Origin of the sequence: Streptomyces sp. WP-1, assembly GCF_030450125.1 — a bacterium.
Lineage (GTDB): Bacteria > Actinomycetota > Actinomycetes > Streptomycetales > Streptomycetaceae > Streptomyces > Streptomyces incarnatus.
The window spans coordinates 1,823,882-1,846,699 of record NZ_CP123923.1 but is presented as its reverse complement, the minus strand read 5'-3'; the positions used below and the strand labels follow the sequence as shown (position 1 = coordinate 1,846,699).

19 protein-coding genes are annotated in these 22,818 nt (G+C 74.3%); 13 read left to right on the top strand and 6 right to left on the bottom strand.

Translation table 11 applies throughout. The features are described from left to right. The first annotated feature begins 149 nt into the window (after positions 1-149). The 3 genes from QHG49_RS07835 to QHG49_RS07825 all read left to right on the top strand — a co-directional run bounded on the left by QHG49_RS07835 (position 150) and on the right by QHG49_RS07825 (position 4,846). A complete protein-coding gene (locus QHG49_RS07835) occupies positions 150-485 on the top strand; it encodes a hypothetical protein (RefSeq protein WP_301488109.1) in 336 nt (111 codons plus the stop codon). 200 nt (positions 486-685) lie between these two features. Beyond that, complete coding sequence (gene rsgA, locus QHG49_RS07830) at positions 686-1,780, top strand: ribosome small subunit-dependent GTPase A (RefSeq protein ID WP_301488107.1); 1,095 nt, start codon at positions 686-688, stop codon at positions 1,778-1,780. 348 nt (positions 1,781-2,128) lie between these two features. Next, the gene (locus QHG49_RS07825) at positions 2,129-4,846 is read left to right on the top strand and encodes a SpoIIE family protein phosphatase (protein WP_301488105.1); all 2,718 of its coding nucleotides are present in this window, start codon (positions 2,129-2,131) and stop codon (positions 4,844-4,846) included. Positions 4,847-4,885: 39 nt separating this feature from the next. On the opposite strand, the gene QHG49_RS07820 is transcribed toward QHG49_RS07825, so the two are convergent. Next, the gene (locus tag QHG49_RS07820; protein ID WP_301488104.1) at positions 4,886-5,398 is read right to left on the bottom strand and encodes a GNAT family N-acetyltransferase; all 513 of its coding nucleotides are present in this window, start codon (positions 5,396-5,398) and stop codon (positions 4,886-4,888) included. 268 nt (positions 5,399-5,666) lie between these two features. Here QHG49_RS07820 and QHG49_RS07815 point away from each other — a divergent pair, with 268 nt between their 5' ends. The 3 genes from QHG49_RS07815 to QHG49_RS07805 are packed head-to-tail and all read left to right on the top strand — an operon-like array spanning position 5,667 to position 7,783. Further along, positions 5,667-7,061, top strand: coding sequence for a DNA-3-methyladenine glycosylase 2 family protein (locus QHG49_RS07815; protein ID WP_301488102.1), 1,395 nt, complete (start codon positions 5,667-5,669; stop codon positions 7,059-7,061). After that, positions 7,058-7,534, top strand: a complete 477-nt coding sequence (locus QHG49_RS07810) for a methylated-DNA--[protein]-cysteine S-methyltransferase (RefSeq protein ID WP_159706134.1) — start codon at positions 7,058-7,060, stop codon at positions 7,532-7,534. Before QHG49_RS07815 ends, QHG49_RS07810 begins: the two co-directional genes overlap by 4 nt. Before the next feature lie 51 nt (positions 7,535-7,585). Beyond that, positions 7,586-7,783: a hypothetical protein gene (locus QHG49_RS07805; protein ID WP_301488099.1), complete on the top strand. Its 198-nt coding sequence runs from the start codon at positions 7,586-7,588 to the stop codon at positions 7,781-7,783. Positions 7,784-7,856: 73 nt separating this feature from the next. On the opposite strand, the gene QHG49_RS07800 is transcribed toward QHG49_RS07805, so the two are convergent. After that, complete coding sequence (locus QHG49_RS07800; protein WP_159706138.1) at positions 7,857-8,234, bottom strand: PPOX class F420-dependent oxidoreductase; 378 nt, start codon at positions 8,232-8,234, stop codon at positions 7,857-7,859. A 207-nt stretch (positions 8,235-8,441) separates the two neighbouring features. On the opposite strand from QHG49_RS07800, the gene QHG49_RS07795 reads away from it, so the two are divergent. After that, a complete protein-coding gene (locus QHG49_RS07795) occupies positions 8,442-9,665 on the top strand; it encodes a GDSL-type esterase/lipase family protein (RefSeq protein ID WP_301488097.1) in 1,224 nt (407 codons plus the stop codon). On the opposite strand, the gene QHG49_RS07790 is transcribed toward QHG49_RS07795, so the two are convergent. Then, positions 9,643-10,632: a LuxR family transcriptional regulator gene (locus tag QHG49_RS07790; protein ID WP_145486487.1), complete on the bottom strand. Its 990-nt coding sequence runs from the start codon at positions 10,630-10,632 to the stop codon at positions 9,643-9,645. The two genes, QHG49_RS07795 and QHG49_RS07790, sit on opposite strands and share 23 nt — an antisense overlap. Before the next feature lie 1,407 nt (positions 10,633-12,039). On the opposite strand from QHG49_RS07790, the gene QHG49_RS07785 reads away from it, so the two are divergent. The 3 genes from QHG49_RS07785 (at position 12,040) to QHG49_RS07775 (ending at position 15,829) form a co-directional block, all read left to right on the top strand. Next, a complete protein-coding gene (locus QHG49_RS07785) occupies positions 12,040-12,990 on the top strand; it encodes a protein phosphatase 2C domain-containing protein (protein WP_301488095.1) in 951 nt (316 codons plus the stop codon). Positions 12,991-13,095: 105 nt separating this feature from the next. Then, positions 13,096-14,838 carry a pyruvate dehydrogenase gene (locus QHG49_RS07780; RefSeq protein ID WP_301488093.1) on the top strand — a complete coding sequence of 581 codons (1,743 nt, stop codon included), beginning with the start codon at positions 13,096-13,098 and terminating at the stop codon, positions 14,836-14,838. Positions 14,839-15,436: 598 nt separating this feature from the next. After that, positions 15,437-15,829 (top strand): ATP-binding protein, encoded by a 393-nt coding sequence (locus QHG49_RS07775; RefSeq protein WP_145486689.1) that lies wholly within the window; start codon positions 15,437-15,439, stop codon positions 15,827-15,829. A 249-nt stretch (positions 15,830-16,078) separates the two neighbouring features. Here the strand turns inward: QHG49_RS07775 and QHG49_RS07770 are convergent, their stop codons facing one another. Continuing rightward, positions 16,079-17,149 carry a DUF2637 domain-containing protein gene (locus tag QHG49_RS07770; RefSeq protein ID WP_159706146.1) on the bottom strand — a complete coding sequence of 357 codons (1,071 nt, stop codon included), beginning with the start codon at positions 17,147-17,149 and terminating at the stop codon, positions 16,079-16,081. A gap of 421 nt (positions 17,150-17,570) precedes the next feature. Between QHG49_RS07770 and QHG49_RS07765 the strand changes: the two genes are divergently transcribed. Beyond that, positions 17,571-18,284 (top strand): GntR family transcriptional regulator, encoded by a 714-nt coding sequence (locus QHG49_RS07765; protein ID WP_159706148.1) that lies wholly within the window; start codon positions 17,571-17,573, stop codon positions 18,282-18,284. Positions 18,285-18,431: 147 nt separating this feature from the next. On the opposite strand, the gene QHG49_RS07760 is transcribed toward QHG49_RS07765, so the two are convergent. Both QHG49_RS07760 and QHG49_RS07755 read right to left on the bottom strand, forming a co-directional pair. Beyond that, the gene (locus QHG49_RS07760) at positions 18,432-19,199 is read right to left on the bottom strand and encodes a hypothetical protein (protein ID WP_301488091.1); all 768 of its coding nucleotides are present in this window, start codon (positions 19,197-19,199) and stop codon (positions 18,432-18,434) included. A gap of 165 nt (positions 19,200-19,364) precedes the next feature. After that, positions 19,365-21,047: a PucR family transcriptional regulator ligand-binding domain-containing protein gene (locus QHG49_RS07755; protein ID WP_145486451.1), complete on the bottom strand. Its 1,683-nt coding sequence runs from the start codon at positions 21,045-21,047 to the stop codon at positions 19,365-19,367. 295 nt (positions 21,048-21,342) lie between these two features. Here QHG49_RS07755 and QHG49_RS07750 point away from each other — a divergent pair, with 295 nt between their 5' ends. Together QHG49_RS07750 and QHG49_RS07745 are read left to right on the top strand one after the other, a co-directional pair. Then, positions 21,343-22,233, top strand: a complete 891-nt coding sequence (locus QHG49_RS07750) for a xanthine dehydrogenase family protein subunit M (protein WP_145486450.1) — start codon at positions 21,343-21,345, stop codon at positions 22,231-22,233. After that, positions 22,233-22,817 carry a (2Fe-2S)-binding protein gene (locus QHG49_RS07745; protein WP_145486449.1) on the top strand — a complete coding sequence of 195 codons (585 nt, stop codon included), beginning with the start codon at positions 22,233-22,235 and terminating at the stop codon, positions 22,815-22,817. Before QHG49_RS07750 ends, QHG49_RS07745 begins: the two co-directional genes overlap by 1 nt. The last annotated feature ends 1 nt before the right edge of the window (position 22,818 follow it).

Genomic DNA, 22,818 nt, shown 5'->3' with positions numbered 1-22,818 from the left:
ATGATCGGTGATGATTCGAGGTGGCCGCCGTCATGGCATACTCACCGGACTCGCCCCCGAAACCGAACGTTCAAATTCGTGTTACAGGATCGCGGACGACAGCGTTGTCAATCAAGAGCCCCGAAGGAGAATCCGCGATAGCCGATCCGGTGCCTCTCGCCGGCCTCGACACCGTCCCCTGGGCGGACGCGCTGCCGGTCCCCGCGCTGCGGTCCGCGCCGGCCCGCTGCCTGACGGGGCCCACCCCGGCCCCGGCGCCGCGACCCCCGGTCGAACTGGCCGCCCTGCGCGCACTCACCGACCTGGGGCCCGAAGTCCGGTCCTTCGCACCGCTGTTGCGCGCGTACCGCGACCGCGCCGAACGGCTCTGCGGCGGGGGCGGCCCGCGGGGCATGGCGCTGGACGAGGAGGTGCGACGGCTCGCCGCCACGGCCTGTCGGCCGGAGCGCGTCAATTCGGTGGCACACGCGGCCGTGCCGTCCTAGGGTGATGATCACGTCGTGCGGCGAGGGCCGCCGACGTTCGAGCGCGGAAGAAGCGGAAGGAGGTGTCGACGATGGCTGTCACTGTGCCGGGCGCCGCCCGCATCCAGGAACTCCCCGAGTCCGCCTCCGTGGCCACCGGCTGACCCGAGCGCGTCGCTGACGACCGCTCCCGCCCGGGGCCACCCCCCGAAGGGTCTCCCTTGACTTCCAGCTCCGCTGTGTACTCCGCCCTGGCCCCCTACGGCTGGGACGACGAATGGGCCGACGCGTTCACCCCGTACGCCACCGAAGGCCTGCTGCCCGGCCGGGTGGTCCGGGTCGACCGCGGCCAGTGCGACGTGGTCACCGCCGGCGGGACCGTCCGCGCCGACACCGCGTTCGTCACCCCCCACGACCCCATGCGGGTCGTCTGCACCGGCGACTGGGTCGCCGTCGAGGAGGGCGGCAACCCCCCATACGTCCGGGCGTATCTGCCGCGCCGCACCGCCTTCGTGCGGTCCACCTCCTCCAAGCGGTCCGACGGACAGATCCTCGCGGCCAACGTCGACCACGCCGTCGTCGCCGTGTCCCTCGCCGTCGACCTCGATCTCGGCCGCGTCGAACGCTTCCTCGCCCTCGCGTGGGAGTCCGGGGCGCAGCCCGTGGTCGTGCTCACCAAGGCCGACCTGGTGACCGACCCGGTCACCCTGTCCCACCTCGTGCGGGACGTGGAGAACACCGCGCCCGGCGTACCCGTGCTCGGCGTCAGCGCCCACTGCGGCGACGGCCTCGACGTCCTGCGCGCCCTCGTCGGCGGCGGCACCTCCGTCCTGCTCGGCCAGTCCGGTGCGGGCAAGTCCACCCTGGCCAACGCGCTGATCGGCGAGGACGTGATGGACGTACGGGCCGCCCGGGACGTCGACGGCAAGGGGCGGCACACCACGACCACCCGCAACCTGCTCGCCCTGCCCGGCGGCGGGGTCCTGATCGACACCCCGGGGCTGCGCGGGGTCGGCCTGTACGACGCCGAGAGCGGGGTCGGACAGGTGTTCGCCGAGATCGAGGAACTGGCCGAGCGGTGCCGCTTCCACGACTGCGCCCACGAGAGCGAACCCGGCTGCGCGGTGCGCGCCGCCGTGGACGGCGGGGAACTGCCCGTCCGCCGTCTGGAGAGCTACCGCAAACTGGTCCGCGAGAACCAGTGGATCGTGGCCAAGACCGACGCCCGCCTGCGCGCCGAGATCCGCCGCGACTGGAAGCGCAAGGGCGCCGAGGGCCGGGCCGCGATGCGGGCCAAGCAGGGCCGCTGGGCATGACCCCCGCGGATGGGGCCGCCCCGGCCCCATCCGCACCTCCGGCCATCCGCCCGCCCGACAGTCCGGTACGCCCGGTCATCCGCCCGCCCGACGGTCCGTCACGCCCGACCATCCGCACGCCTGACCGACCCGGTCGGTACGTGTACGGCTCGACCGGTATCCGGCGGGGGTCCCGGCAGGTCGCGCTGTGTCCCCCTCCTCGGCGAATGCTAGAAATACATCATGAAGAGGCGTTTCGGCCTGTTTTCGGGGTGGGACGCTTCCGCCCCGGTCGGAGCGTCCCCCGCTGCCGCCGACTCCGGTCGGTTCAGGTGGCTGCCGCCCGGTGCCCGGAGCGTCGCCGGACAGATGTTCGTACTTCAGTTGATCATCCTGCTGCTGTTCGGTGTGGCGGCGGGCACCGTCCTGGTGGTCCAGGCCAGGCAGGCCGGTGTGAACGAGGCGCGGCAACGCACCTTCGCCGCCGCCGCCGGCTTCGCCCACGCCCCCGGCACCCTGGCCGCGATGAACTCCCCGGACCCCTCACCCCTGCTGCAACCCCACGCCGAGCAGGTCCGCAAGGAGACCGGCATCGACTACCTCGTGGCGTTCAGCCCGGCCGGCATCCGCTGGACCCACCCCAACGCCCACCTCATCGGCCGACATGTGATCGGCGACTACGCGCAGCCGCTGCACGGACACGCGCGCACCTACACCCTGAACACCCCCATCGGCGTGGCCGTGGAGTCCACCGTCCCCGTGCTGGGCGACCACGCCAAGGTCGTCGGACTGGTCACCGCGGGCATCACCGTGCGCAACATCCACCACCAGGTGATCCGGCAGCTGCCCCTGCTGCTCGCGTCCGGCGGCGGCGCGCTGCTGCTGGCGACGGGCGGCATCGCCCTGGTCAACCGCCGGCTGCGGCGCCAGACCCGCGGCCTGGAACCGGCCGAGCTGCGCCGGATGTACGATCACCACGACGCCGTGCTGCACGCCGCCCGCGAGGGCGTCCTCATCGTCGGCGTCGACGGCACCCTGCTGCTCGCCAACGACGAGGCCCGGCGCCTGCTCGGCCTCCCCGAGGACGCCGAGGGCCACCCGCTCACCGACCTCGGACTCGCCCCGTCCCTCGCCGCCCTGCTGTCCTCCGCCCGCCCCGCGACCGACGAGGTGTGCGAGGCCGGCGACCGGCTGCTCGCGGTGAGCGTCCGCCCGACCGCGCCGCACGGCTGCCGGCCCTCCAGCATCGTCACCCTGCGCGACACCACCGAGCTGCGGGCCGTCGCCGGGCGCGCCGCCGTCGCCCAGCGGCGGCTGCGGCTGCTGTACGACGCCATGAGCAGGATCGGCACCACCCTCGACGTAGGGTGCACCGCCGAGGAACTGACCCGGTTCACCGTCCCCCGGTTCGCCGACTACGCCTGTGTGGACCTCCTCGACTCGATCCTGCGCGGCGGGGAGCCCGAGGGCACGATGATGCGTCGTACGGCCCTCACCGCCATCGACACCGGCCACCCGCTCTACCCCGTCGGCACCCTCGTGGACTTCGCCTCCCAGACCCCGCAGGCCATCGGCCTCGGCACCGGCGCCCCGGTCCTGGAACCCGATCTGCGCCAGGACGGCGGATGGGAGCGCAACGACCCCGACAACGCGCGCCGCATCCTCGCCCATGGCATCCGCTCGATGCTGGTGGTGCCGGTGCGCGCCCGGGGCGTCCTGATGGGTGTGGCGAGTTTCTGGCGTAATGCGGACGCCGAGCCGTTCGAGGAGGAGGACCAGGCGGTCGCCGAGGAACTGGTGGCGCGGGCCGCGCTCGCCATCGACAACGCCCGCCGCTACACCCGCGAGCACACCACCGCCGTCACCCTCCAGCGCAGCCTGCTGCCGCGCCGCGTCCCCGACCAGTCCGCGCTGGAGGTGGCCTACCGCTATCTGCCCGCGCAGGCCGGGGTGGGCGGCGACTGGTTCGACGTCATCCCGCTGCCCGGCGCCCGGGTGGCCCTCGTCGTCGGCGATGTCGTGGGACACGGGCTGCACGCGACGGCCACCATGGGCCGGCTGCGCACCGCCGTGGCCAACTTCTCCGCGCTCGACCTCAGCCCCGACGAACTCCTCGTCCACCTGGACGAACTGGTCAGCCGCATCGACAGCGACGAGCGGGGCGACGCCCAGGGCGCGGGGGAGTCCGACGGGTTGCTGCGGGACGGGCGGGTCGCGCGCGACGGCATCGCGAACGTCACCGGCGCCAGCTGCCTGTACGCGGTCTACGACCCGGTCGCCGGGCGCGTCACCATCGCGCGGGCCGGACACCCCGGCCCCGCCCTCGTGCTGCCCGACGGCACCGCCACCTACCCCGACGTGCCGGTCTCCCCGCCGCTGGGCCTCGGCGACGGCATGCCGGTGGAGACGCTGGAGCTGGAGCTGCCCGAGGGCTCGTACCTGGTGCTGTACACCGACGGGCTGCTGGAGGACCGGCAGCGGGACATCGGCGCCGGCCTCGACCTGCTGCGCGACACCCTGGCGGGCCCGGCGGGGGACGGCCCCGAGGCCCTGTGCACGGCCGTCCTGGACGCGGTGCTGCCCGCCCGGCCGATCGATGACGTCGCCCTGCTGGTGGCCCGCACCCGGCTGCTCGGCCCCGAACACGTGGCCGAGTGGGAGGTGCCCCGCGATCCGGCGGCCGTGGGCCCGGTCCGCGCCGAGTGCGCCGCCACGCTGGAGGCATGGGGGCTCGGCGACCTCGGCTACACCGCCGAGCTGATCCTCAGCGAGCTGATCACCAACGCGGTCCGCTACGGCTCCCCGCCCATCCGCGTCCGCCTCCTCCACGACCGGGGCCTGATCTGCGAGGTCGCCGACGGCAGCAGCACCGCCCCGCATCCGCGCCGGGCCGCGGCCACCGACGAGGGCGGCCGCGGACTCTTCCTCGTCGCCCAGCTCGCCTCCCGCTGGGGCACCCGCTACACCGCCCGCGGCAAGGTGATCTGGGCCGAGCTGTCCCCCCAGGAGGACACCCCGGCACCGGCCGCCGGCGCGGACGCGGCGGACAGCGCGGACGACATCCTGGACCAGTGGGAGAGCATCTAGCGGCTCCCGTCCTTGATCTGGCCGGACCGGGGCGTGGGGTCAGATGCCGAACGCGGCGGCGTAGTGGACGGTGCCGCCGGGGAGCGGACGGCCGGCGTCGAGGCTCAGCGCCATCAGGGCGTCGTCGGGGACGTCGACGGTCAGACGGATGCCGTGGTCCGAGGCACGGGTGAACCCGAACCGGGGGTAGTAGGCGGGATGCCCGAGGACGACCACATGGTGTTCGCCCCGCGCCCGCGCCGCGGCCAGGGCGGCGTGGATCGCCGCGGTGCCCGCGCCGGTCCGCTGAAGCTCCGGCCGGACCGCGCAGGGGGCCAGGGCCAGGGCCGGCGCGGTGCCGATATGGCACCGGGTGAGCAGCGCGTGCCCCACCGGCCGGTCGGCCTCGTCCACCGCGACGAGGGAGAGCCCCTCGACCCAGGCGGCCGGATCGGCACGCAGGGCGTCGACCAGGTCGGCCTCGGCGGGGGTCGGGAAGGCGGCGAGATTGATGTCGCGGACGGCGGGAATGTCGGCGCCGGTCTCGGCGCGCGAGATCCAGGTGTTGCCCATGATGTCGGATGTCCGTTCAGGGAGAGGTTCGTGTGGTGGCCCCGCGAGCTCACGCTCTCGGCGGGGCGGCGACAGGAGGGTCAGGCCACGGCCCGGGGCATGAGGGAGACCCGGACACCGCACACGGTGGCCATGAGCGCGGTCATCGACCCCACCTCCCGCGTCTTCCGCTCCTGATCGAACACGAACCCCGCCATCCTACCGGGCGGACTGCGTGTCCGTTTTCCGCCAGCCGTGGTCCGGGCGGCGGGCCACACTGGGACCTGTGATGGACGAGGACAGCAGGTACGAGGCGGTGCGCGGCCGGGACGGACGGTTCGACGGCGCGTTCTTCTTCGCCGTCGAGACGACCGGGATCTACTGCCGGCCCAGCTGCCCCGCGGTGACCCCCAGACGGCGCAATGTGCGGTTCTATCCGACGGCCGCCGCCGCCCAGCGCTCCGGGTTCCGGGCCTGCCGCCGCTGCCGGCCGGACGCGGTGCCCGGCTCGGCGGAGTGGAACGTGCGCGCGGACGTCGTCGGCCGGGCCATGCGGCTGATCGCCGACGGCGTGGTGGACCGCGAGGGCGTCGCCGGGCTCGCCACCCGGCTCGGCTACAGCGCCCGGCAGGTGCAGCGCCAGCTCACCACCGAGCTGGGCGCGGGACCGGTGGCACTGGCCCGCGCGCAGCGGGCGCACACCGCGCGGGTCCTGCTCCAGACCACCGGGCTGCCGGTCACCGAGATCGCGTTCGCCGCCGGGTTCGCCAGCGTGCGGCAGTTCAACGACACGGTCCGCGAGGTGTACGCGGCCACCCCGACCGAGGTGCGCACGGCCGCCCCGCGCGACGGCGCCCGCCGGGCCGCCGACGGCACCGGCATCCCGCTGCGGCTCGCCCACCGTGGCCCCTACCAGGCCGCCGCCGTCTTCGACCAGCTCGCGCGGGAGGCCGTGCCGGGGGTCGAGGAGGTCACGGGACGGCCCGGCGCGCGCACCTACCGGCGCACCCTGCGGCTGCCGTACGGCACCGGGATCGCCGCCGTCGCCGAGCGCACCCGGGCGCCGCGCGCGGGCACCGGCACCCATCCGGGCGGCTGGCTGGACGCGCGGCTGCACCTCACCGACCCGCGGGACCTCACCACCGCCGTGCAGCGACTGCGCCGGCTGTTCGACCTGGACGCCGACCCGTACGCCGTCGACGAGCGCCTGAGCGCCGATCCCCGTCTCGCCCCCCTGGTCGAGGCCCGCCCCGGGCTGCGCGCCCCCGGTGCCGTCGACCCCCTGGAGGCGGCGGCCCGCGCGCTGCTGGGCCCGGCCGGGTGCGGGCGCCTGGTCGAGGCGTACGGCAAGACCCTCGACACCCCGGACGGCGCCCTCACCCACCTCTTCCCGGAGGCGGCGGCGCTCGCACCGCCCCACGGTGTGCCCGCCCCGCTCTCCGCGCTCGCCGCCGCCCTCGCCGACGGCACCCTCCGCCTCGACCCCGGCGCCGACCGGGACGACGCACAGCGGGAGTTGCTCGCGCTGCCGGGGATGGACGCGGCCACCGCCGCGCTGATCCGGGCCCGCGCGCTCGGCGACCCCGATGTGACCCCGCCCGGCGTCCAGGCGTCCGACGCCTGGCGCCCCTGGCGGACCTATGCCACCCAACACCTCTACACGGCAGGAGAGTTGCCCCGATGACCGCCGGAAGCTTCACCCACCTCGACACGCCCCTCGGCCGGCTGCTGCTCACCGCCGACCCGGACGGCACCCTCACCTCGCTGCACTGCGCGCGGGACGTCCCCGCCGGACTGCGGGAGGACCCGGAACCGTTCGCCGAGGTACGCGAACAGCTCGACGCCTACTTCGCCGGTGAACTCAAGGAGTTCCGGCTCCCGTTGCGGGCGTCCGGCACCGAGTTCCGCCGACGGGTCTGGGCCGCCGTCGACGAGGTGCCGTACGGCAGCACCCTCACCTACGGCGAACTGGCCGCCCGCATCGGCGCCCCGCGCGCCGCCGTCCGCGCGGTCGGCGGTGCCCTCGGCGCCAACCCCCTGCTGATCGTGCGCCCCTGCCACCGCGTCATCGGCGCCGACGGCTCCCTGACCGGCTACGCGGGCGGCCTCACCCGCAAGACCCGTCTGCTGACCCTGGAGGGCGCGCTCGCGGGGTAGCCGTATGCTGACCGGGCCGTGGTACGCCTGGTGCGGTCGGAGGACCTGGACGTGAACGGCCTTGTGACGGTGCTCTTCTTCGGCTTCTTCCTCTCGGCACCCCTCTGGATGACCTGGGGCACCGGAAATGCCTCCGGGATCCGTGCCAGGACCAGGCCCGGCTCCGGCGCCGAGCCGGTGGTCGTCGTCTTCGCCGCCGTCCTGCTCTTCGTGCCGGCCGCCGGACTCGCGTCGGTCTTCGGGGTGTGAACTCCGGGGCGTCAGCCGGCCTTGCCGGTCGGCCTCGGCGTCAGCGGCTTGCCCCGGGAGCAACTCGCCCGCGTCAGGGCGAAGGCTCCTCAAGGCCCCAGCTGAGCACGCGCTCGGGGTGGATCCGGATCACCTCCTCACTGAGCTGCGGCCCCAACTCGTGAGGCCCGACGAGGAGTTCGGCCGTGCCCCGGATGTCGACACCGCGCACCCGCCAGGGATCGACGCTCACGATGTCGTCCACGACGAGCGCGATCCTCGGGTTCTCCCGCAGATTGCGCCACTTCTTGGTGGTGCCCATCGCGTAGCCGCCGATCAGGATCGTGCCGTCGTCCTGGAGGCGGTAGCCGACAGGGTTCGCCTGCGGCCGGCCCCGGGGATCGACGGTGGCCATCCGGCCGAGGCGCTGGGAGCGCAGATACGACAGTTCCGCCGCGCTGAATCCGGTCATGACAGCAGCCAAGCACCCCCCGCCGCCGCCCGCATCGGCTGAACGTCCTACGCCCCGCGTCCTACACCCGGCTCACGAGCCCGTGTCGACACCTCCCGCCCCTCGCCCATTGGGCCGACCGGGTGGAATCGCGGCCGACTTACGGCGACGCGGGCCGCCGCTGTGACACGGTCGCCTCCGGCGGAGCACGGGGAAGGGCGGGCGCACATGGGCAAGGTGAAACGGGTCCTCACGGTCCTGCTGCTGGCGCTGGCCCTGCCGGGCACCCGGGCCACCGTCGGCGTCGCCGCCGCACCCGGTGTCGTCCACACCGCGCCCCGCTGGAGCGGAAGTTGGGAGACCGCGCCCTCCGGGACCACCGCCGCGCGGCCCGGCGCGGCGATCCGCAACGTCGTCCGGCTCAGCGTCGGCGGCACCGCCGTACGGGTCCGGATCAGCAACCGGCTCGGCACCGAGCCGCTGCGGCTCGGGGCGGTCACCGTGGCGCTGCGCCGGGCCCAGGGCCCGGACGCCGCACCCGGTACCCTGCGCCCCGTCACCTTCAAGGGCGCCCCCGCAACGACCGTCCCGGCGGGGCGGGACACCGTCAGCGACCGGGTGCCGCTGGCCGTGCCGGACGCCGCCGACCTCCTCGTCACCGTGTACACACCCGAGGACGACGGCCGCGCCACCTACCACGCGAGCGCCCTCCAGACCAGCTACGTGGCCCCCGAGGGCGCGGGCCATGCCGATGACACGAGCGGGTCGTCGTACCGGACGATCATCAAGTCCTGGTACTACGTGACCGGCGTCGACGTCCTCGGCCGCGCCACCGGCAGCGTCGTGGCCTTCGGCGACTCCCTCACCGACGGCACCGGATCCACCCCGGACACCGACCGCCGCTGGCCCGACCGGCTCGCCGCCCGGCTGCGCGACCACGGGCTCGGCGTCCTCAACGCCGGGATCAGCGGCAACCGGCTGCTGCGCGACGGCACCGGCCCCAGCGCCCTCGCCCGCCTCGACGCCGACGCCCTCGACCGGGCCGGGGCCCGCATCCTCGTCGTCCTCGAGGGCATCAACGACATCAAGGGCCTGCCCCCGGCCAACGACCCCGCCGCCTACGCCGACGCCTACCGCACCCTCGTCTCCCGCGCCCACGCCCGGGGCATCCGGGTCGTCGGCGTCACCCTCACCCCGTTCCGCGGCTACGCCGCCTACACCGACGGCCGCGAGGACGTACGGCAGCGGATCAACGCCTTCATCCGCACCGGCGGCGCCTTCGACGCGGTCGCCGACGCCGACGCGGCCGTCCGCGACCCGGCCGAGCCGACCCGGATCCGCCCGGCGTACGACCCCGGCGACCATCTGCACTTCACCGACGCCGGGATGGCGGCGGTGGCGGAGACGGTCCGGAGGGCGCTCGGCCGGATCAGTCCGGGCGGCCACGGGTGACCCAGCCGCGCTCGTAGGCGTGCCAGCCCAGCTGGAGCCGGGTGGTCACCCCGGCCAGCTCCATCAGCCGCTTCACCCGGCGCTGCACGGTGCGCAGGCCCAGATCCAGCTGCTTGGCCACGCTCGCGTCTGTCAGCCCGGCCAGCAGCAGCGACAGCACCTCCAGATCGGTGGCGTCCGGACCGTCCGGCACCTCCTCCGCCGCGCCGTCCGTGTTCAGCCGCAGCGGCAGCGCCTCCCGCCACACCGACTCGAACAGCCCGGCCAGCAGCTCCAGCAGACCGCTGGCATGCACCACGAGCGCGGCCGGCTCCGCGCTGTGCGAGGTCAGCGGCACCATCGCGAGCGAGCGGTCGGCCACCACCAGCTTCGTCGGCACCCGGTCCGCCATCCGCACCCGCTCGCCCCGGCCGAGCGCCTCCGTCAACCCGCCGAGCGCCTGCGGCAGATCGAGCACCGCCCGTTCCACCACCACCCGGTAGCGCACCCCGCGCCCGGTCGCCTGCTCCTCCGCCTCGTTCTCCGGCGCGGTCACCGCCACCGGATCCCCGGTCACCAGCGCGCACACCTCATCGGCGGCGCCCAGTTGCAGCTGGAGGAAGCGCTGCGCGACCGCCGAGGCGCCGGTCACCACCTCCACCAGGTCGTGCACCGCGGGCTCGGCCGCCGCCGCCCGGTACTCCCGCGCGAGCAGCGCCGCCGCCAGCTCGGCCCGCTCCAGCTCGTGCCGCTGCCGGGTGAGCAGCGCGCCCAGCGCCACCGCGGGCGGCGCCGCCACCCAACGGCCGGGCCGCGCCGAGGAACGGGCCGCGAGCCCCTGCCGCTCCAGCCCCTGCAACGCGCGCTCGGTGTCCGGCACCCCCAGCGTCAACCGCCGTGCCAGATCGGCCACATCGGCCGCGCCCACCGCCACCAGCGCCCGGTACGCCGCCTCGTGCCGGTCGTCCAGACCTATCGCCGTCAGCATCGCCCGCGTCCCTCCCCTGAGTACGCCCCGAGTACGTACGTACAAGCCACCTGAGTGCACGGCGTCCCGGGCACCGGCCGTCCGAGAACAGGCCGTCGCCGAGGGCCATGGCTGGCGGGAACCGGCCACGGCGTAAACCCGCCGCCGCCATCATCGCCGGATCACAGGTGTGTCTGCCAAGGTGGGCCTCGGTACGGCAGCCATCGGTGCGCCGCGATCCGGCCACCCGTCGGGTGGCCGACACAGTCCGGTCCGCGAGGACCGAGCACGCCGTCGGGCGGTCCCCCCGTGGGGGGTGGGGCCGTCCGGCGGCCGTTCACCTTTTCGCGGCCGGAATTTCCCGATGCCCCGTTTTCCCCGCGCCCGCGTGGTGACAATCAGGGCATGAGCCAGCAGGGGGGAAGGCCCACCGCCCGTCCCGAGGACGACTGGTGGGGTCAGCTGTACGACGACGCCACCGGGGACACGGGCCCGACGACCACGCCCGACTCCCTGGACGACCGCTTCACCTCGGCCCGGAACACGGTGCGGGAGAGACCGGCCCCGGACGATGCGCAGGCGCCGCCCGACGCCCCGTCCTCGGCCGACGCCCCGTCCTCGGCCGACGCCCCGTCCCCGGCCGACGCCCCGTCCTCGGCCGACGCTCCGGGCAGGCCGGGTGTTCCGGGTCCGTCGGATGGCGGGGTTCCAAGTGGGGCTCGGGGAGCGTCCGATGCTGCGGCTCCGGTGGACGGCCGGGCTCCGGTGGGTGTTCCGTCTCCGGTCGACGCGCCGGATCCGCGTGATGCCCAGGGTCTGCACGACGCCTGGGGTCCGCACGATGACGTGGTCCCGCCTGACGCCCGGACACCGTCGGATGGTGCCGAGGTTTCGGCTGACGCCCCGTCTCGGGCCGATGCGCCGGGCACGCCCGATGTTCCGGGGCCGTCCGCTGGTGTGGCATCGTCCGGCGTTCGGGGGGCGTCCGATGTCGTGGTTCCGGCGGACGGTTCGTCCTGGGGTGACGTTCCGGGCCCGGCGTCCGAGGCTCCGGGCCCGTCCGGTGGCGCGGCTCCGCCCGGCGTCCGGAGGGCGTCCGATGCCGAGGCACCGGCCGATGCCCCGCCGTGGGGCGACATTCCGGGTTCGCCCGACGGCCGGGCCGCGTCCGACGCCACGGATTCGACCGACGTACCGGTAACGCCCGTTGCCCCCACCCCGCCCGGCGCCCCGAGGCCCCCCGACCACCCCACCCCGCCCCGCACCCCCAGGCCCCCCGACAACCCCGCCCCGCCCGGCGCCCCGAGGCTCCCCGACGCCCCCGCCCGTCACGTCCTCCCCGTCCAGTCGGCCCGGCCCGACCTTCCCGCACGGCGTCCGGTCCGCGAGTCCCCTTCCGTCCCCGAGCCCGCCTCGGCTCTCGACTTCGTGGGGTCCGGGCCGCCCACCTACGATCCCGAGCCCACCGCCCTCCCCGAGGCCGAGCCCGAGGAGCTGGGGGAGCTGGTGCCGGACACCGTCCTGGACGGGGCCCGGTACGGGACGTGGACGCTGCGGTCGGTGTCGCTGAGCGGGGACTCGGCGCGCTACCGGGGCGAGCCGCGCCGGGACGCGCTGCTGACCGCGCGGTTCGGCACCGGCGAACACGCCCTCGTACTCGTCGCGATGGCCACCGGCGCCCGGGCCACCCCCGAGGCGCACCTCGCGGCGGCCGAGGCGTGCCGCTGGATCGGCCGGGCGGTGGGCCGCAGCCACCGGCGGCTCGCCGAGGACATCCGCGCCACCCGCCGCGCCGACCTGAAGGCGGGCCTGCACCGGCTCACCGACCGGGGCCTCGGCCGGCTCCGCGCGAGCGCCGCCGAACGGGGCGCACGGCCCGAGGAGTACACGGCCACCCTGCGCTGCCTGCTGCTGCCCGCCGACCCGTACTGCCGTACCCGTGTCTTCTTCGGCGTCGGCGACGGCGGCCTCTTCCTGCTGCGGGACGGCACCTGGCGGGACATCGAGCCGCGCGCCACGGCGGACGAGCCCCCCGCCCCGCCCCGGGCACCCGGGCCCGCCGAGGACGACGACCGCCTCACCCTCGACCTCGGCCTCCCCGCCCCGCCGGACCCGTACGAACCCCGGCCCGAGCCGCCCCCGCCCGCCCGCGACCCCTTCCGCTTCCAGGTCTCGCTAGCCCGCCCGGGTGATGCGCTGCTGATGTGCACCCAGGGCCTCGCGGAGCCGCTGCGCGGTGAGCCCGCCCTGAGCGCCTATCTGTCCCGGCGCTGGTCCGGCCGCCGCGCGCCCGGCCTCGCCGCGTTCCTCGCCGACGCCCGGGTACGGGTCAAGGGCTACGCCGACGACCGTACGGCCGCGGCCCTGTGGGAGGCGTAACCGCCCCTCGTGTGCCTCCATGGAACCGGGGCACCACGCACGGATCCGGGACGGGTCCGGGGTCCCGCACGGATCCCGGACCCCGGAAGGGGCAGACGAGAGAACATGGCCAAGCAGAACGTAGCCGAGCAGTTCGTCGACATCCTCGTCCGCGCCGGCGTGCGCCGCCTGTACGGCGTCGTCGGCGACAGCCTCAACCCGATCGTGGACGCCGTCCGCCGGCACTCCCATATCGACTGGGTGCACGTCCGCCACGAGGAGACCGCCGCCTTCGCGGCCGGCGCCGAGGCCCAGATCACCGGGAAGCTGGCCGCCTGCGCGGGCTCCTGCGGCCCCGGCAACCTGCACCTCATCAACGGCCTGTACGACGCTCACCGCTCCATGGCCCCCGTGCTCGCCCTCGCCTCCCACATCCCCTCCAGCGAGATCGGCCTCGGGTACTTCCAGGAGACCCACCCCGACCGGCTCTTCCAGGAGTGCAGCCACTACAGCGAGCTGATCTCCAGCCCCAAGCAGATGCCCCGGCTGCTCCAGACCGCCATCCAGCACGCGGTCGGCCAGAGCGGCGTCAGCGTGGTCGCGCTGCCCGGCGACATCGCCGCCGAACCGGCCCCGGAGAAGGCCGCGCAGAGCGCCCTGGTCACCTCCCGGCCCACCGTCCGCCCCGGCGACGCCGAGATCGACGCCCTCGTGGAGATGATCGACCAGGCGGGCAAGGTCACCCTGTTCTGCGGCAGCGGCACGGCCGGGGCGCACGCCGAGGTCATGGAGTTCGCCGAGAAGGTCAAGTCCCCGGTGGGACACGCCCTGCGCGGCAAGGAGTTCATCCAGTACGACAACCCGTACGACGTCGGCATGAGCGGGCTGCTCGGCTACGGCGCCGCCTACGAGGCGACCCACGGGTGCGATCTGCTGATCCTGCTCGGCACCGACTTCCCGTACAACGCCTTCCTGCCCGACGATGTGCGGATCGCCCAGATCGACGTACGGCCCGAGGTGCTCGGCCGGCGCTCCCGGCTCGACCTCGCCGTGTGGGGCGATGTGCGCGAGACGTTGCGGTGCCTCGTCCCGCGTGTCAAGGAGAAGACCGACCGGCGCTTCCTGGACCGGATGCTGAAGAAGCACGCCGACGCGCTGGAGGGCGTGGTCAAGGCGTACACCAGGAAGGTCGACCGGCACGTCCCGATCCACCCCGAGTACGTGGCCGCCGTCCTGGACGAAGTCGCCGACGACGACGCGGTGTTCACCGTCGACACCGGCATGTGCAACGTCTGGGCCGCGCGCTACATCTCGCCCAACGGCCGCCGCAGGATCATCGGTTCTTTCTCGCACGGCTCGATGGCCAACGCGCTGCCCATGGCGATCGGCGCGCAGTTCACCGACCGGCGCCGGCAGGTGGTGTCGATGTCGGGCGACGGCGGATTCGCCATGCTGATGGGCGACTTCCTGACGCTGGTGCAGCAGGACCTTCCGGTCAAGGTCGTGCTGTTCGACAACTCCTCGCTCGGCATGGTCGAGTTGGAGATGATGGTCTCCGGACTGCCCGCGTACGGCACCGCCAACGCCAACCCGGACTTCGCCGCCGTGGCCCGCGCGTGCGGGGCGTACGGGGTGCGGGTGGAGAAGCCCAAGCAGCTCGCGGGGGCGCTCAAGGACGCGTTCCGGCACAAGGGACCGGCCCTGGTGGACATCGTCACCGACCCCAACGCCCTGTCCATCCCGCCGAAGATCAGCGCCGAGATGGTCACCGGGTTCGCGCTGTCCGCCTCCAAGATCGTGCTGGACGGCGGGGTCGGCCGCATGGTCCAGATGGCCCGCTCCAACCTGCGCAACGTGCCCCGGCCCTGACACCACCCGGTCCAGGGAGTTGATTTCGGCCAGTTTCACGGCCCGTGACGACATGCCGACCGGCTGTGCCGGGCGCGGCGGTCCGGCCGTCACGGGGCGTCAGCGGCGTCAGGCGGCCGCCCCGAGGGCCCTCACCGGGTCCCCTCGGCCGTCCCGCGCCCGGCTGCGGAGGGCCCCGGGAGTGGCCGAACCGCCGGTCATCGGGCCGGGGCCAGGACTGGCCGTTGGTCCACTGGGCAAGCATCCCCCCGTGAACGTGTTCGACCAGGAGGGGCAGGGTTCGAGCGGCGTGCGGGCGGGGGCCATGGAGAGGCAGGCGCGAGGAGGCGGTCCCGTGACCACCGGGATCCCCTCCGCGGAACCGGGGGACGGCACGGGGGAGACCCCGGGGGAAGTCCTGGGCGGCGCCCGGGAGGCGGTGGGCACCGTACGGACCGTAGGGGAGCCACGGCGGGTACAGGCCGTCGGTGAACCGCGGTCCGCGCCGGCCACCGGGGAGCCACCGGGTCGCCTGGTGCGGATTCCCGTCGACGATTCCTTGCAGGACGGGCGGGACGGGCGGGACGGACGGGAGCGGCGCGGCGGGCGCGGCCGGGTCGTGGAGCCGCCGCAGCGGCTGTGGCGCAGGCTCGGGCGGGCGGATCTGCGCTCGGTGCCCGAGGCCCGCCGGGAGCTGCGCGAGCTGCTGCGGGACTGGGGCAAGCCGGGACGCTCGGAGATCGCCGAGCTGCTCACCAGCGAACTGGTCACCAACGCGCTCGTGCACACCGACGACGACGCCGTGCTCACCGCGGTCGTGGCACCGGGCGGACTCCGGGTGGAGGTACGGGACTTCGTGCCCCGAAGACCCCAGGTGCGCACCCCGGACCCGGACGACGACACCCACGGCCGGGGCATGGTCCTGGTGGAGTCGCTCGCGGACGCCTGGGGCGTACGGCCGCACGGGGTCGGCAAATCGGTGTGGTTCGAACTGGGCGCCGAGGCGGCGTGAGCGGCGACGGCCGGGGGCCGGGTGCGGACATGGGCCGGGGGCGCGACCCGTACGGTCACACCCCCGGCCCATGAACTCCACTCGCTCCCAGGGCCTCTCGTTCGGATCACGCCGGGCTCGCGGGCCCTGGTGCCGCGCCTCGCGGCGTTGTCGTCGGTTGCCATGGCTCCGCCATGTCGCCCCCCTCCGCCTTGCGACGGACGGCACCAGACCCCGCTTTCTGATCCGGCCTGATCCAAACGAAAGACCCTAGCCGAACTGCTGCTCCATCTCCTTGAGCTTGCGCTCCAGGGAGTCCAGTCGGGGCAGGGCCATGGTGTCGTCCTCGGCGGTGAGGTCGACGGTCACCGGCTCGGACCCTTTGGCCACGGGCTCAGACCCTTTGCGGACCGGCTGGAGGGAGGGACGGGAGGGCACCGGCAGCTGTTCCGCGGCCGCTATGGCAGGCTCCGCGGTGGTGGCGCCCGAGGAGCCGCGCTCCACCGCCTGCACCTCGACCTGCCGGCCGCCGCCGACCCGGTTCACGAAGCGGCCGTGGCCCCGGCTGATGGCCTTGAGCTGGGCGCGCTCCATCCGCTGCTGCTCGCGCCTGCGCAGGCGCGACTGCTCCTTCTGCCGGTTGTCCTCGCGGACCTCCTCGACCGCCTCGTCCAGGCTGCGCACGCCCTCCAGGAGCATCAGCGACCACGCCTTGTAGGTCTCGCGGGGCGCGCGCAGCCAGCGCACGATGCGGATCTGCGGCAGCGGACGCGGCACCAGGCCCTGCTCGCGCAGCGCGGCGCGGCGGGTCTGCTTGAGCGCGCGGTCGAACAGGACGGCGGCCGACAGGGACATGCCGGAGAAGAACTGCGGGGCGCCCGCGTGGTCGACGCCGCGCGGCGCGTGCACCCAGTTGAACCAGGCCGCGGCCGCGGCGAACATCCATACGAGGATGCGCGAGCCGAGGGCCGCGTCACCGTGGCTGGCCTCGCGCACCGCGAGGACGGAGCAGAACATGGCCGCACCGTCGAGGCCGAACGGCACCAGGTACTGCCAGCCGTCGGTCAGGCCCAGGTTCTGCTCGCCGAAGCCGACGAGGCCGTGGAAGGACAGCGCGGCCGCCACCGCCGCGCAGCAGAACAGCAGCACGTAGGAGGCGGTGCCGTAGATGGCCTCCTTGCGGCGCCGGCGCTCCTCGCTGCGCTCCCAGGAGTCGTCCGCACTCGCGTTCTCCCCGGAGGAGCGCTTTCCGCGCGCGAGCACCGCTACCGCCGCCACCATGCCCAGGAGCAGTACGGCGCCCGGAAGCAGCCAGTTCAGCGATATGTCGGTCAGTCTCATCAGGGGTCCCTTGCATTGGGATAGGGCGTAACGCCCGCCATATTGACCCACTCCGGGCGGCCCTCAGGGGGTTTCGCGGCAAGAGGCCGCCAAGGAGGTGCGAGGGGATGACCAGGGACGGCGATCTGCTCGAACTGCCGCATGAGGGGCGGGAGTTGAGTTCGAATAAGACTACCCGTACGGATGGTTCAACGGAAAGTTCCTGCGAGAGGTGAGGAAGTTGTGAATCACCTGTCCGTGCGCGGCGGCCCGATTCGAGTTGATCTTAGTGGACCGCGGGGGTCCGCTCACCCCCGATCGACCGTGCTGACCGACCTCGATCGAGTTTGACGTACCGCTCGGTACGTCTAGGGTGCTTGACGAACAACCGACAACCCGTCGTTAATGACCCCAAGTACCGACAAGCCGCCAGGAGGACCCCGTGAGGCAGGGCGCGCAGGGCTCCGCGGCGGCGTACACGCACAGTGAGGGACTGGTTCCCGGCCCGCGCCGGCCCGAGGACGGGCGGCCCGTGATACAGCGGGCCTCGGTGCGCGGGCAGATCCTGGAGGCGCTGCGCACGGCGCTGGTCGCGGGCGAGCTGAAGCCGGGCGAGGTGTACTCGGCGCCGCTGCTCGGGGACCGCTTCGGGGTCTCGGCGACGCCCGTGCGCGAGGCGATGCAGCAGCTGGCCCTGGAGGGCGCCGTCGAGGTGGTGCCCAACCGCGGGTTCCGGGTGGTCGAGCGGGGCGTGCGGGAGCTGGCCGAGCTGGCGGAGGTGCGGGAGCTGCTGGAGGTCCCGGTGATGCTGCGCCTCGCGCGTACGGTCCCGGCCGCGCGCTGGGCCGAGCTGCGGCCGCTCGCCCAGGACACGGTCCGCGCGGCGGCGTCCGGCTGCCCCGCGACGTACGCCGAGTCCGACCGCGCCTTCCACCGCGCGATGCTGGCCCTCTCCGGCAACGACGAACTGGTCCGCATCGCCTGCGACCTGCACCGCCGCGCCCAGTGGCCCCTGGTCGGCGGCCCCGTCCGGCACGCCCGCGCGGACCTCGTCGCGGACGCGGCGGAGCATGTGTCCCTGCTGGAGGCGCTGGTGTCCCGGGACTTCGAGGTGGTGCGGGAACTGGTGGCGGAACACTTCGCGGGCGCGGCCTGAGCGCAGCCGGAACGGGCGCGGGTGGAGCAGGCACGGGCGGCCGTACCCGGGCGCGGGTGCCGGTACCGGCGCGGATCCGTCGTGGCTCGTCGCACGGTTCCCCGCGCCCCCCCCGCACGCTCCCTCCCGCACACCCCCGCGCCCTCCTCACGCCGTGACCGGCCCCGCCGCCGGAGGCACCAGCTGCGCCGCCAGCCACGTCGGCACGCCCCCCAGGAGGCGGAACAGCCGCCGCGCCTCGTCCCGCAGCCGGGTCGCCGCCGGTTCGTCCTCCGTGTCCGCCAGCGACACCAGCGCGGGCGCCGTACCCACGAGGTACCCCAGCTCCTCCCGGATCCGCAGGGACTCGGCGAACCCGTGCCGCGCCTCCGCCAACTCCCCGTCCCGCAGGGCGAGTCCGGCGAGATGGCGCCAGGTGAACGACAGCAGCAGTGGATCGGGGTGCGCGGTCGCGCCCGCGTGCGCCCGGCGGTACGCGGCGCGCGCCGCCTGCGGGGAGCGGGACAGGTTCTCCGCGAGCAGCCCCCGCCGGAAGTCCAGCAGCGCCCGCCCCGCCGCCCCCGGCGGGATCAGCGCCGCCGCCCGCCCCAGCGCGGCCCGCGCCTCGTCCACCCGGTCCCGGACGCCGTGCAGCGTCGCGGCGTACGCGAGCTGCCCGCGCTCGCAGGCGGCCGCGCCCCGCTCCTCGTCGGTGTGCGCGAGCGCCTCCGCCGTACGCAGCGCGTCCTCCGCGTCCGCCCAGCCGCCCTCCGTGTACAGGCAGCGCTCCACCAGCAGCATCGCCCGTTGCAGCGCCGCGCCCGGCGTGTCCCCCGGCAGCAGGGCCGCGGCGTCGGCCCAGCAGGCCCGCGAGCGCAACCGCCATACCGCGGTCTGGAGAGGATCGTCACCGTCGGTCGTTCCGTTCCCAGACATGGCGGTATACGCCACGTTGACCTCCCCAGGCACGCCATCGGGCTGTTGAGTGGTGGCGGCATTCCAGCACCGATCGCCACACCTGGCCAAGGGGGTGGGTGAAAGATTTCACAAAGTCGTGGGGGCGTGGCGCGGACGCGATTGGTCCGCTTCGCCCCGCCCGGCTCAGCTCATCCGCAGCGCCAGGAAGAAATCGAGCTTGTCCTCCAGCCGCGACAGGTCCCGTCCCGTCAACTGCTCGATCCGCCCGACGCGGTAGCGCAGCGTGTTGACGTGCAGATGCAGCCGGGTGGCGCAGCGGGTCCAGGAGCCGTCGCAGTCGAGGAACGCCTCCAGGGTCGGTATCAGCTCCGCGCGGTGCCGGCGGTCGTAGTCCGTCAGCGGGTCGAGCAGCCGGGCCGTGAAGGCGCGGCGCACATCGTCCGGGACGAACGGCAGCAGCAGCACATGGCTGGCCAGCTCCTGGTGCCCGGCCGCGCAGACCCGGCCGGGCCGGGCCGCCGCCACCCGGCGGGCGTGCCGTGCCTCCTCCAGGGCGCCGCGCAGGCCCTCCGCCGAGTGCACGGCCGCGCTGACGCCGAGCGTGAGCCGCCCGTCGCCGTCCAGGCCCGCCGACAGCGGCTCGCGCACCACCTGGAGCAGCGCGTCGGCGAGCAGCCCGGTCTCCGCGCCCGCCCGGTCCGCGGCGACGGCCGGTACGGCGGGCAGCGGCACCAGCGCCACCGCCTCGTCCCCGGTGTGCGCCACGGCGATCCGGTCGGCGGGCTCGGGGCCGGTCGCCAGCGGGTCGACCAGCACCTCCTCCAGGAGCGACTGGGCCACCGGGCCGCCCTCGATCTCCTCGCCGTCCCACTCCACCCGGGCCACCACGACCTGCCAGTGCGGAGCCGCGCCGAGACCGGGCAGCAGCACCGGCGCGGCCACCCGCAGCCGGGCCGCGATCTCCGCTGGCGCCGCGCCCGTCTGCACCAGCTCCAGGACCTCCTGGGCGAGCCGGCGCCGTACCGTACGGGCCGCCTCCCGGCGGTCGCGCTCCACGGCGATCAGCTGGGTGACGCCCTGGAGCAGGTCCATCCGCTGCCCGTCCCAGTCGCTCGCGTCCGCCTCCACGGCCAGCAGCCAGTCCGACAGCACCGTCTCGCGCACATCGCGCGCGGCGCCCGGGGTGCGCCCCGAGGAGCGGATCGGGAAGAGCGAGTACGTCGTACCGTCCAGCTGGACCCGGTGCGGGCCGCGCCGGCCGGTGCGGGTGGCGGCCAGCTGCTCGGCGGCCAGCCGGGCGCAGGTCCCGGCGGGCAGCTCGGGGCCCGCCACCTTGGAGCCGGCGATCAGCCGGCCGGTGGGGGAGAGCACCCAGGCGCGCAGGTCGAGGTCGGTGCCGAGCAGGTCGAGCACCACATCGGGGCCGCCGCCCGCCGGGCCCGAGGTCATCATCCGGCGGTGCCGGTCCACCACGGCGGCCAGGTCCCCGGCGCGCTCACCGGACACCTGTCGTACGACATGCTCGGTGACCGTCGCGAAGGCCACCGACTCGTCCACCGCGAGCAGCGGCAGCCGGTGCCTGGCGCAGGCCGCGACCAGGTCCTCCGGCACCCCGCCCAGCTCGGCGGTGCCCGCCGCGAGGGCCGCCACCCCGGCCTGCACCAGCAGGCGCACGAACGGCTCGGAGTCCGCCGCGTCCCGCCGCCAGGCGAGCCCGGTCAGCACCAGCTCGCCACCGGCGAGGTAGCGGCTCGGGTCCCGCAGGTCGGTCGTCATCACACCGCGCACCGAGCGGTCCAGCTCGTCCTCGCCGCCGAGCAGCAGCAGGCCCAGCGCGTCGGTGTCCAGCAGTGCGCGCAGCCGCATCTCAGTTGCCGCCGTTTCTGTGTCTCGAAACCTACGATGGATCTTCGGAGGGTGACGGGCGTGTGGCCGTTTCCTCGGGAAAACGGAGAGGTTACCGATGTCCTCCGTTCATACGAATCTACAAGATGCTTCCCCTGGCCAGCGAACTCCTTCATGGTTTCGGTGACTGACCCCGTCGGAGTACACGGCGGTGTACTGACTCCACTCCACGTCAACACGACAGGAACGAGCCGGGCCCGCCGCACACGGATTGGCTCAAATCCGCAGAACCCCGAGACGAAGAAGAGAGCCGGTCATGGACTTCCTTCGCCCCGCCAGCTGGGAGGAGGCGCTCGCCGCGAAGGCCGCGCATCCCACCGCTGTGCCGATTGCGGGTGGCACCGATGTGATGGTCGAGATCAACTTCGACCACCGCAGGCCCGAGTACCTGCTCGACCTCAACCGCGTCGTCGATCTCTACGAATGGGAGACCGGCGAGGACTCCGTGCGGCTGGGTGCCTCCGTGCCGTACAGCACCATCATGGAACGGCTCCGTGCCGAGCTGCCGGGCCTCGCGCTCGCCTCGCACACGGTCGCCTCCCCGCAGATCCGCAACCGCGGCGGCGTCGGCGGCAACCTCGGTACGGCGTCGCCCGCCGGCGACGCCCACCCCGCCCTCCTCGCCGCGGGCGCCGAGGTCGAGGTGGCGTCGGCGGCGCGCGGCACCCGGATGATCCCGATCGACGACTTCTACACCGGCGTCAAGCGCAACGCGCTCCAGCCCGACGAACTGATCCGCGCCGTCCATGTGAAGAAGGCGGACGGCCCCCAGCAGTACTCCAAGGTCGGCACCCGCAACGCCATGGTCATCGCCGTGTGCGCCTTCGGCCTCGCCCTGCACCCCGAGAGCCGCACCGTGCGCACCGGCATCGGCTCGGCCGCGCCCACACCGGTGCGCGCCAAGGCCGCCGAGGAGTTCCTGAACGCGGCGCTCGCGGAGGGCGGCTTCTGGGACAACGGGAAGACCATCACCCCCGCCGTCGCCAAGCAGTTCGCCGACCTGTGCGCCGCCTCCTGCAACCCGATCGACGACGTCCGGGGCACCGCGAGCTACCGCCGGCACGCGGTCGGCGTCATGGCCCGCCGGACGCTGACCTGGACCTGGGAGTCGTACCGCGGCACCCGCCGCACCGAGGGAGCTGCGTGATGCGCGTCAACTTCACCGTCAACGGACGCCCGCAGGAGGCCGACGACGTCTGGGAGGGCGAGTCCCTGCTCTACGTGCTGCGCGAGCGGCTCGGCCTGCCCGGCTCCAAGAACGCCTGCGAACAGGGTGAGTGCGGATCCTGCACGGTACGGCTCGACGGCGTGCCGGTCTGTTCCTGTCTGGTCGCGGCCGGACAGGCCGAGGGCCGGGACGTGGTGACCGTCGAGGGCCTCGCCGACCACGCCCGGCAGCGCTCCCGCGGCGGCTCCGGCCAAGCCTCCGACGGCGTCTGCCTGGACGCCGCCAAGGGCTGGGCGGCCAAGGGCGGGACCGACTCCCAGGCCGGCGAGGGCGCCGAACTCGCCCCGGTCCAGCAGGCGTTCATCGACGCCGGCGCCGTCCAGTGCGGCTTCTGCACCCCGGGCCTGCTCGTCGCCTCCGACGAACTCCTGGAGCGCAACCCCAACCCGTCCGACGCCGACATCCGCGAGGCGCTGTCGGGCAACCTGTGCCGCTGCACGGGCTACGAGAAGATCATGGACGCGGTCCGCCTGGCCGCCGCCCGCCAGTCCGAGGGGGTCTGAC